At 70.2% G+C, this 9,760-nt stretch carries 8 protein-coding genes and 2 pseudogenes; 6 read left to right on the top strand and 4 right to left on the bottom strand.

The window, feature by feature from the left end; translation table 11 throughout:
• Window positions 1-208: pseudogene (locus BZY54_RS38235) on the top strand (M56 family peptidase); the annotation flags it as partial.
• Window positions 209-282: 74 nt separating this feature from the next.
• On the opposite strand, the gene BZY54_RS38230 reads toward BZY54_RS38235, so the two are convergent.
• The 3 genes from BZY54_RS38230 to BZY54_RS38220 all read right to left on the bottom strand — a co-directional run bounded on the left by BZY54_RS38230 (window position 283) and on the right by BZY54_RS38220 (window position 4,085).
• Window positions 283-738 carry a tellurite resistance TerB family protein gene (locus BZY54_RS38230; protein ID WP_086729965.1) on the bottom strand — a complete coding sequence of 152 codons (456 nt, stop codon included), beginning with the start codon at window positions 736-738 and terminating at the stop codon, window positions 283-285.
• A 98-nt stretch (window positions 739-836) separates the two neighbouring features.
• Window positions 837-1,097 (bottom strand): hypothetical protein, encoded by a 261-nt coding sequence (locus tag BZY54_RS38225; protein WP_086729964.1) that lies wholly within the window; start codon window positions 1,095-1,097, stop codon window positions 837-839.
• Window positions 1,098-1,703: 606 nt separating this feature from the next.
• Complete coding sequence (locus BZY54_RS38220; RefSeq protein ID WP_244217534.1) at window positions 1,704-4,085, bottom strand: peptidoglycan recognition protein family protein; 2,382 nt, start codon at window positions 4,083-4,085, stop codon at window positions 1,704-1,706.
• Between the two features lie 1,427 nt (window positions 4,086-5,512).
• Here BZY54_RS38220 and BZY54_RS38210 point away from each other — a divergent pair.
• The gene (locus BZY54_RS38210; protein ID WP_086729961.1) at window positions 5,513-5,770 is read left to right on the top strand and encodes a hypothetical protein; all 258 of its coding nucleotides are present in this window, start codon (window positions 5,513-5,515) and stop codon (window positions 5,768-5,770) included.
• Window positions 5,771-6,098: 328 nt separating this feature from the next.
• Here BZY54_RS38210 and BZY54_RS38205 read toward each other — a convergent pair whose 3' ends face one another.
• Complete coding sequence (locus tag BZY54_RS38205) at window positions 6,099-6,992, bottom strand: helix-turn-helix transcriptional regulator (protein WP_086729966.1); 894 nt, start codon at window positions 6,990-6,992, stop codon at window positions 6,099-6,101.
• A gap of 135 nt (window positions 6,993-7,127) precedes the next feature.
• On the opposite strand from BZY54_RS38205, the gene BZY54_RS38200 reads away from it, so the two are divergent.
• The 4 genes and pseudogenes from BZY54_RS38200 to BZY54_RS38185 form a co-directional block, all read left to right on the top strand.
• A complete protein-coding gene (locus BZY54_RS38200; protein ID WP_086729960.1) occupies window positions 7,128-8,363 on the top strand; it encodes an MFS transporter in 1,236 nt (411 codons plus the stop codon).
• A gap of 81 nt (window positions 8,364-8,444) precedes the next feature.
• Window positions 8,445-9,212 carry a glucose 1-dehydrogenase gene (locus BZY54_RS38195; RefSeq protein WP_086729959.1) on the top strand — a complete coding sequence of 256 codons (768 nt, stop codon included), beginning with the start codon at window positions 8,445-8,447 and terminating at the stop codon, window positions 9,210-9,212.
• A gap of 14 nt (window positions 9,213-9,226) precedes the next feature.
• Window positions 9,227-9,373, top strand: a pseudogene (locus BZY54_RS49845) (IMP dehydrogenase); the annotation flags it as partial.
• Between the two features lie 33 nt (window positions 9,374-9,406).
• The coding region (locus tag BZY54_RS38185) for a (R)-mandelonitrile lyase (RefSeq protein WP_086729957.1) at window positions 9,407-9,760 on the top strand (354 nt) is incomplete at its 3' end.

Raw genomic sequence — 9,760 nt, 5'->3', positions numbered from 1 at the left:
CCCCGCGCTCGCCGCCCCCGGCCCGCTGCCTCGCCGTGTCGCGGCCCTCCTCGCGCCGGCGCCCGCTGCCCGCTCCTGGCCACCGGCGTTCACCACGGTAGGGCTGGCCCTGTGGACCGCCGCCACCGGAGCGCTTCTGTCCGCGATGTTCTCGGCCAACTCGGCCTTCACCCTGGCGCTCCTGCTGCACGCGGCGACACCGCTCTGATGCCGAGACGGCGCTGGGACCGGCGGGTCGGTAACCCCGTCGGCCCCAGCGCCGGGTTGTGCGAGGTGGTTCGGTCACAGGTCGAACTCGTGGGGCGGCAGCCCCAGCGCGAAGCAGGCGTCCCGGACCACGGCCCGCTCGGTGGCGTCGAAGTCGCCGTCGGCACCACCGATGACGATGCCGATCTGGATCACGGCACGGGCCTCGGCCGGCTTCTTCTTCGCCTTGGCCACCTCCTGCAGCACGCCCACCTTGCCGAAGTCGAAGTCGGCGCTCAGCTTGTTGAGGTTGTCCTCGAAGCGGCGCTGGAGATCCTCGGCCGGGAAGTTCTGCAGCACCTCGTTACTGAAAATCAACTGCGCCACACGCTGGCGCTCGGACGGGTCGATCTTCCCGTCGGCGGCAGCGACCAGGGCACACATCGCCATGCTCGCGTCGCGGAACGCACCGCTCTTCAGGTCGTTCTTCTTCGCCACCAGCTGGGTCTGCATCTGCGACGCCGAGTCCTTGATGCGGTCCCACAGGGCCATGTCGACTCCTCTTTGCTCCGGGCCGCCGTGGTGAGCCCGTACGAGGGCGAGCCCAGCAGCCAGATCATCTCTACAGTGCTGTAGAACATAACAGGGCATCAGAGGAACCGCCTCATCCCCCGGACGGACCAACGTGCGGCGGGATCCCACCGTTCCTCTATGCGAATCCCCTCAAGCCGACCCAGCAGGAAGGGCACTATTCCCCGTTCGAGCAGGGTCAGTTCCCACGCCTTGCGCTCCTCGGCCACGTCCACTTCTCCGCCGTCCGCGATATCGCCGTCGCCGTCACGGACGGAACGGTTGCCTTGCGCCGTCGCGAGCAGCCAGATCAGGTCGCCGATCGCCGCTCCGACGGCCACCCTCCCCCAGCAGCGAGCCCGCCGTATTCAAGGCGTCGCCGACGTAGGGCCGACCGCCCACGAAGCACAGCGCGTACCCTGGGCAGCAGGAGGACCAGCCCTGCCGCAGCCGACAGGCGCACCACGGGCGAGGGCTCGGACGGTCGTCCGCCGGCGCCACGTGCCGTCGGCGCGACGGCGACATGGACGGTCGGCTGCCCGCCGTCCCGGCCGGAAACCGTAGCTGCGGACTCGACGTACTCGCGGTACTCGACGCCGGCGAACGCCGCGCTCGTGGTTGCGGTCATTGCCCCAGCCCGGCGGCCGCATCCGCGCGACTGCCACCAGCGAACACCACCGAGTAACCCCACCCGTCTGGATCAGATGTTCGGCAATGAGAGCGCAGCGTTGGCCGACGGGGCGGCAGTCGACGCGTCCGTCCGTGACCACGTTGAGCGCCCGGCCCTTGCGTCCCTGGGCTCCGGGCCCCGGTCGGCTCGGAGCGCGCACGGCGGCACCTTCAGCGGGGTTCGTCGAGTGGGGATCCCGTCGCCGTCTCCTGAAGGAGCCCTCTGCCCGCGGACTTCCCGCGGGCAGAGGGCTCCTGTGTGAGGTGCGACCGACCGGTCAGCCGATGGTTGCGATGCCGTCGGTGGTGATGGCCGGGCGGCCCGAGGTGCCGACCACGACGATCTTCAGGGTGTGTTTGGCGGAGCTGGACCAGGTCTTGGTCCATATCGCCTGGCGGTACAGGGTGGTTGAGGACTTGAGGTCCACCGTGGTGACCTTGGTGCCGTCGACATAGATGTATGCCTGGCCCGAAGTGGAGGCCCGCGAGACGATCCAGGCCACCGAGCGTCCGGTGAAGGTCCAGCTGATCGAGGCCCCGGCCGACGAGGAGCCGTAGGAGTAGCCGCCCAGGTAGCTGGTGCTGCTCTTGTGGGTCCAGGTGCCGGTCCGGGTGGTGGAGGTCTCCTGGATGATGTTCGGCGTCCGGTAGACGGAGGCGCCGCCGGTGTTGCCGGCCACGTCGTACGCCTTCAGCGCGAAAAGGTCCGAGGCGCCGGGCTTGGCGCTGGTCGCCCAGGAGGTCACCGTCGGGCCGAAGGTGGCCGAGGACGGCGCGGTCGCCATGACCTTGCCGAGGGCTGTGTTGTCGGCCGCCTTCCACGTCACCGTGACCGGGACCGCGGTGGAGCTCACCGTGCCGGTGCGCACCTGCACGCCGGGCGCGGTCGGGAAGGTGGGCGCGGTGGTGTCGCCGACCAGGGTGACCGAGCCGGACAGGGTGGTCGACCCGCGCACGTGGGTGGCGCGGATCTGGACGGTGTGGCTGCCGGCGGCGACCGAGATCGCGGCGGAGCGGGCGGAGCCGGAGGCGTGCGCCACGGCCTTGCCGTCGACCAGGATGTCGAAGCCGGAGATCACCGCGGACGGCGTGGCGGTCGTCCAGCTCACCGTGGCCGCGCCCTTGGTGTAGTAGCTCGTCCCGGACTTGGTCGCCCCGCCGGACATCCCGGTGACGGAGACCCCGCTCACCGGGCCGGCCGCGTACGAGCGGATCGTGCTCAGGGCGTTGTAGAGCTGGTTGCCGGGGCAGTCGGTGGCGAAGCCGTTGCGGTGCCCGGAGACGACGTTGAAGCTGTAGCTGTTGCCCAGCGTGAAGCCGTAACTGTCGGAGGCGCCCTCGGGCAGGGAGGCCGTACCGGTGCCCGGGTTCACGCCCGTCATGCCGAACTTCCAGGCCGCGAGGCGGGCGATGGAGCCCAGCATCGCCTGGCTCGGCGCGGCCCCGGGGAAGGTGCTGGCCGTGGAGTCGCCGCCGCTGAGGTCGGTGTAGGTGCCGATGGCGGCCACACCCATGCTGTTGGTGTTGAACCCGTAGGTCTGTGCGCCCACGACCGGCAGCCCCATCCCGCCGAAGCGGCCCTCGAAGATGGTGCCGCACTTGTCGACGAGGAAGTTGTAACCGAGGTCGCGCCAGCCCTGGTTGAGGTGCTCGGCGTAGATGCCGCGCACGATCGCCGGGGAGTCGGCGCATGAGTAGTTGTTGGTGGTGTCCGTGTGGTGGACGAACATCACCTTCACCGCCGAGCCGTAGGTCGGGTAACCCGTTTCCCGCGCGCACTCGTCCGCACCCCAGCCGGCCCGGGTGACCACGGTGGGCGGCGCCACCGTCGAGGTGGTCGCGGCCGGCATCGGGTTCGGCGGGGTCTGCGACGCCGACGCGGAGGGGCTGCCGGAGGAGGTCGTGCAGGACGGGTATGCCTCGGAGAGCGACGGGAGCTGGCTGGGCCAGGATGTCGCAGACGCGCTCGGCGAGGTGGAAGTGGAAGTAGAGGCGGAGGTCCCGGTGGACGGCGCGACGGATGCCGAGTCCGTGGCCGTAGGGGTGTCCGTGGGCGAGACGGAGTCCGTCGCGGTCGGGGTGCCCGAAGTGTCGCTGCCTGCTGGGGCCGTCGGGGTGTCGGTCGGAGCGACGCTGTCCGTCGGCGTCCCGGTGTCGGTGGCCGTCGCGTCCATGGCGTATCCCGCCAGGCCCATGCCGGAGTCCTGCGTGCCGCCGGTGGCGGGCTTGCCCGGGTCGACCAGGTCCACCCGCAGCCCGGCGGGCAGCGCCGTCGGCTTGCCCGCGCCGGTCGCACGGACCTGGATTCCGTTCGACGGCCCCGACCACATGGGCGACATCCCCCCGCGCACACCGGGACGGTTCATCTCGGCGGTGTCTGGGATGTCGTCCGGCTGCTGCATCTTCAGCCACGGTGTCCAGTGGCCGCTGACGGCGGAACGGGTCCGCACCTCCACCGTGCCGCGGAGCTTGGCGTGCGCACCGTTCCAGGTGACACCCACCATGCTGAACGGAGCCGTGGACTGGGCCCCCAGCGTCTTGAGTGACGCACTGGCCCCGGTCAGGGACAGCGAGTGGACATGCGTCTTGATCGGTCCCGGCGCGGCCGACGCTCCGGCACGGCCTCCCGACCCGGCCATCGCGACCGTCGCCACAGCCACGCCGCCGCCGGCGACAACGGCCCCTAGCGCCACCCACGTGCGTGTCTTCAGACCGGCTCGACGACGACCGCGCCGAACCCTGTGTTCAGTTCTCATGCCCCACCCTGAAGGCCCCTTGTAGTTGTCATCACAGCCATCGCAGGGACGGCTGTCACAGCAGTGCCCTGGAATTCCAGCGCGCTCAAGGGTCACAGATCCCGAACCCGGGCGAGGGAAGGGAGTGTCATGAATCAGGTGTGATCTTCCACGAAGGAGGCACCTGATGAGTACAGCAACGGATCGCCTGGTCAACTCTGCTGAGGGCGTGTCGCTTGCAGGCGCCAGCGAAGGCATCGAGGGGCCATCGTAGAGTCGATGCCAGTGTCCGCGAATGGCCTGTCCGCCGACCTGCTGGAGGAACTGGCTGCGCTGGCGGCCGAGAAGTGTGAGTGTCCACGCCACCGACCAACACGATCTCATCTGCCATGCTGGGGTACTGCTGTCCTTCCGTGCGATGCGCGAGGGATCGCACGGGCCGGTCGGGCGGCAGGACAAGACTGTGATGGGACCTTTGGCCGGGCTCCTATGAGGTCACAGGCGCTCGGCCGGCCGCGTGCGTAGCGGCACCGCCCAGCCGGCCGACGATTCCTGGAAAGGACAGCCCGAAGCGGCAATCGTTCGGTGGGTCAGGCCGCCGAACGTTGCCCTGATCGTCCTCACAGTCGTTCGTACAGTGGCGCGCTCCACCTGGACGCCAGAAACCACGCCCGCTCCACGGTGTGTGGGTCGACGGCGTACGGGATGGGATCTGGGGTGAGCGGTGGGTGGAGGAAGGTGGAACCCCACCGGTGGAGGAGAAGGCGACATGCCCGTGCACAGCACCGCCGCTAGTCTGTCTTCGTGAATCCGCGAGACGAAGCCACGGGTCCGAACGCGGGTAAGCGGGTCGAGTATGTGGTGACCGAGCTGCGTGGGGCTATCGCCCACTACAAACCGGTGGGGGATCCCTCTCGATCATTCAAGACTCACGCGGCTAGCCTGGCGGGCCAACTGGGGATCGGGGTGGCGGAACTGGTCGGCTGCCGCTACAGGTGCTGGGTTGAGCCCGCAGTGTACGGCGTGATCAGAAGTGACTTCCGCTTGGTCACACCAGGCCAATCTTGTTGAACCCCGATGTTCCGGGGAGGAGTCGTGGCCCCAACGTGCCCGAAGGGGCGGCTGCTGACGGGGAACAGCAGGGAATACTGGCGAGCTTCCACGCAACGCGTAGGTCAGCGTCCTGCCGACCCGCTCCATGCGGCAGCCCTGATGACCCTGCCCCTGGGGATCCTCGACGATCCAGGCGGACACACCTTTCTCGCCAAGCTCCTGTCCGATCTGCCCTCGACCAGCACGGCGCACAAAAGCCTTCACCGACAGGCCCCGCACTGCTCACCTGCGATGACAGCATGATCCGCGAGAGCGTCCGCATCCGCCACGGCGCCGTCGGCCCGCCCGCACTCTTTCCCCAGCCCGCCACGCACCTCGGCCGGATCGACCCGCGCACCATCCCAGCGATCCTCCCCGACGCCCGGGCCGCACCGCTGGACGAACTCGACGCTCCCAGACGGCAATTGCGCAGGGACGCGGCGATCCGCCTCGTCCAGACGGCCACGGGCCGCTTCCGCCGCTCCGCCGCCCTCCACCTGCAAATCCCGCTGGGCTAGCTGCACTCCGCCACGACGAGTATCCGTGCCCGGCAGAAGGAACCAGGCAACGCCGCGGCATACCAGAGCGCCCTCCACCGCGTCGCCGAGATCGCCATGGCCGAAGAGCGACGCGAAACGGCGGGAGGTGCCGAGGGTGGGTGAGAGCGGCCGCTCGCGGTCTGTCGCCGAAACTGAGCGTGCCAGGGGGCGGGGTCGACGGAGCGGAAGTGACGACAGACGGGGCAGGGGCGCCCCTCTCGGCGGCACGACGCGGTCCAGTACCGCCTCTCCAGTGGTCCGCCACCGGCCGCAGACGCTCACTTCAGGATGCGGCAGGTGTCTCCGCTCAGCTGCTGGAGAGCATCGGCGGAAAGGGCTCGGCGTCCTGGGACGCAGCCCAGGACGCCAGCAGGCGCAAGCCCTCTTCGGAGGGGGAGCCGGGTTCGGCCGTGTAGAAGAGCAGGGTCAGGCCGGGGTCGGCGTCGACGGTCGTACCGAGCCAGGAGAGGGTCAGCTCCCCCACGACCGGGTGCTGGAACCGCTTGCTGCCGGTGCCGTGCCGGGTGACGTTGTGGGCGCCCCACCGGGTGCGGAAGGCATCGCTGCGGGTGGACAGCTCGCCGACCAGATCGTGCAGGTCCTTGTCGTTCGGGTTGCGCCCCGCCTCATTGCGGAGCACGTCCACGACCCGGTCGGCGATCACGTCCCAGTCGGGGTAGAAGCGGTGGGACGCGGGGTCGAGGAACTGGTAGCGGGCGATGTTCGGCGGCTGGACGTGGCTGTTGTAGAGGTCGGTCCAGAAGGCGCGGGCGAGCTGGTTGGTGGCCAGCAGGTCCAAGCGGCTGTTGACGACGAAGGCGGGCGCCGCGGTGACGGCCCTGAGGGTCCACAGCAGGCCTTCGGGAAGCTCTCTCCCTACCCCGCCGGACCGCTGCCGGGGGCGGGCGAGGGCGTCGGAGCCGTCCTGCGCCTGGGCGAGGTTCCACAGGTGGGAACGCTCCACGTCGTCGAGCCGCAGGGCGCGGGCGACGGCTTCCAGCACGCCCGGTGAGACCCCGGCCAGATTGCCGCGCTCCAGCTTCGCGTAGTACTCGACGCTGACATCGGCCAGCGCCGCCACCTCGGCCCGGCGCAACCCGGGCACCCGGCGCCGACGGCCGGCCGGGAAACCGGCCTGCTCGGGCGTGATCTTGGCTCGCCGCGAGGTCAGGAACTCGCGGACTTCGTCGCGGTTGTCCACAACTCGACGGTACGGCGTGATCCCGGCCGGAGCGATGTACTGCCAGTACACCCTTCATCAGTGCCTCGCCCCCCTTCTGAAATGCCGGTTTCCTGGGATGCGCAATCCCGCAGTGATCCCTCTTGGAGCCCCACCATGCAAGGAGCGACCCTCCACGCCCCCGTCGACGAACGCGTCGGGGAAAGGCCACCTGCCTCCCGCCGGCTTCCCGGCGTGGTCTACGTGCTGGCCCTGGGAACGTTCCTGATGGGCACGACCGAATTCGTCGTGGCGGGTCTGCTGCCGGAGATCGCGGGCGACCTGCAGGTGAGCGTGGCCCGTGCCGGCCTGGCGATCACAGTGTTCGCGGTCGGGATGATCATTGGTGCGCCGCTGATGTCGATGCTGACGCTCCGGCTGCCTGCCCGGTGGACGCTGGTGCTGGCGCTGGGAGTCTTCGCCGCGGGACATGTGATCTCCGCGGTCGGTGTCAGTTTCGGGCTGCTGCTCGCCGCGCGGTTCCTGACCGCACTGGCGACCGGGGCGTTCTGGGCGGTGGCGAACGTCGTGGCCACCCGGGCGGCCGGTCCGGCCGCGAGCTCGCGCGCCGTCGGGGTGGTCGGTTCCGGTGCCATGCTCGCCAACGTCGTCGGCGTGCCGCTCGGCGCTCTCGCCGGACAGCTGATGGGCTGGCGCGGACCCTTTTGGATACTGGGTGTCCTCGCGGTGGCTGCGATGGCGCTGATTGCGCGTTCTGTCCCGAACGAGCCCCGCGGTGGGCAGATGGTGTCGATCCGGTCGGAGCTCTTCGCGCTGCGCTCGGGCCGGCTCTGGCTGGTGCTGGCGGCCTGTGCCACCACGAACGCCGGCGTGCTCGGCACGTACACCTACATCGCTCCGCTGCTGACCGACCGGGCGGGAATCGCCGGGAGCCTCGTGCCACTCGTCCTCGTCGGCTTCGGTGGCGGCGCCCTGGCCGGCTTCCTCGTCGGCGGCCGGGCCGGCGACGTCCGCCCGTACGCGACCACCATCATGGCCGCGGCATCCAGCGCCGCGACCCTGCTGGCGCTGGGCCTGCTGTCGGCCCTCGCCGTCCCCACGGTGGTGCTCGTGGCCTTGCTCGGGCTGGTCGGCTTCCTCGGCACCCCGGTCCTGATCGCCCTCGGCGTCCGCTTCGCCGGCAAGGCCCCCACCCTGGGCTCCGCCCTGACCGTGTCGGCCTTCAACCTCGGCACCGCGGCCGGCTCATGGATCGCAGGGCTCACCCTCGACTCGCCCTTCCGGACCGCCGGGCCGGCCCTTGTCGGCGCGGCCGTCGCCGCCCTGACCCTCATCCCCACGATCACCATCGCGCTCGTCCAGGGACGCCGCAGCCGACCCGCCCTCGGCTAGGGCACCGGCTGCGAGACCGCAGGACGGCGGCACCACAACGTCACACCGGAACATTTCCCTTCAGAACAGCACTCTTCACTGATGAACCCCACCTACGACTTCACCGGGCAGGTCGCCCTGGTCACCGGTGCCGCCTCCGGCATGGGCCTGGCCACCGCCCGCGCCTTCGCCCAGGCCGGCGCCGCTGTCGTCCTCGCCGACCTCGACCAGGAGGCCGCCGAGCGTGCGGCCAAGGAGCTGACCGACGCCGGCCACCAGGCCCTCGGCCTCGGCTGCGACGTGGCCGACGAGGACCAGGCCGCCGCCATGGTCGCGCGCACCGTGGAAACCTTCGGACGCCTGGACATGGCCTTCAACAACGCCGGCATCCAGGCCCCTCCCGCCGACGCCGCCGACGAGACGGCCGCGGACTTCGACCGCGTCAACGCCGTCAACCTACGCGGCATCTGGACGTGCCAGAAGCACGAACTGCGACAGATGCGCGCCCAGGGCTCCGGCGCGATCGTCAACTGCTCCTCTCTCGGCGGCCTGGTCGGCCTGCCCGAACGCGCCGCGTACCACGCCTCCAAGCACGGCGTGATCGGCCTGACCAAGAGTGCCGCCGTCGAATACGCACCCAGGGGCATCCGCATCAACGCCGTGTGCCCCGGCGCCATCGAGACCCCGATGGTCGCCGACATGCTCGAAGGCCAGGCCGAGGCCATGGCCGAGATCATGAAGCAGCAGCCCATCGGCCGCCTGGGCACCGCCGACGAAATCGCCAACGCCGTCCTGTGGCTGTCCAGCCCGGCCGCCGCCTTCGTCATCGGCGTCGCCCTGCCCGTGGACGGCGGCTTCACCACCCACTGAGCTCGTTCCACGTACGCCGCCTGCCCGACCTCATCGACGTCCTTCAGGGCCGGATCGACCCGGGCAAGGTCTTCGACCTCGTCCTCCCGCTGAACCAGGTCGCCGAGGGCTACCGGGCGATGGACGAGCGCCGCGCCATCAAGACCCTCCTCAAGCCCTGACCAGTCATCTTCCACCCGTGCAAGGAGCACTCAGTGCAGATCACCCGCAGCCCGATCGACACCGCCAAGGGCCCGGCCGACTGGTTCACCGGCGACGTCTACATCGACCCTGTCGCCGCCGACCCCGCCCCGTCCCGGATCACCGCCTCCCTGGTGCACTTCATGCCCGGCGCCCGCACCCACTGGCACCGCCACCCGCTGGGGCAGACCGTCTTCGTCACGGAGGGCGTCGGCCTGTGTCAGCGCCGCGGCGGCCCGGTCGAGGTCATCCGACCCGGTGACCGCGTTCTGTTCGAGGCCGACGAGGAGCACTGGCACGGCGCCGCGCCGAACCGGCTCATGGTCCACCTGGCCATCAACGAGGGCGACGCCGACCACGACGTCGTG

This window comes from Streptomyces carpinensis, from assembly GCF_002154505.1.
Lineage (GTDB): Bacteria > Actinomycetota > Actinomycetes > Streptomycetales > Streptomycetaceae > Streptomyces > Streptomyces carpinensis.
The sequence above is the reverse complement of the archived record's forward strand: the minus strand, read 5'-3'. Positions and strand labels throughout refer to the sequence as shown.

Bases quoted from the DNA above. Each gene is read 5' to 3' on its own strand.
- BZY54_RS38195 (WP_086729959.1), top strand. From the start codon at position 8,445: ATGAACCCCACCTACGACTTCACCGGGCAGGTCGCCCTGGTCACCGGT.
- BZY54_RS38210 (WP_086729961.1), top strand. From the start codon at position 5,513: ATGATCCGCGAGAGCGTCCGCATCCGCCACGGCGCCGTCGGCCCGCCC.
- BZY54_RS38200 (WP_086729960.1), top strand. From the start codon at position 7,128: ATGCAAGGAGCGACCCTCCACGCCCCCGTCGACGAACGCGTCGGGGAA.
- BZY54_RS38230 (WP_086729965.1), bottom strand. From the start codon at position 738: ATGGCCCTGTGGGACCGCATCAAGGACTCGGCGTCGCAGATGCAGACC.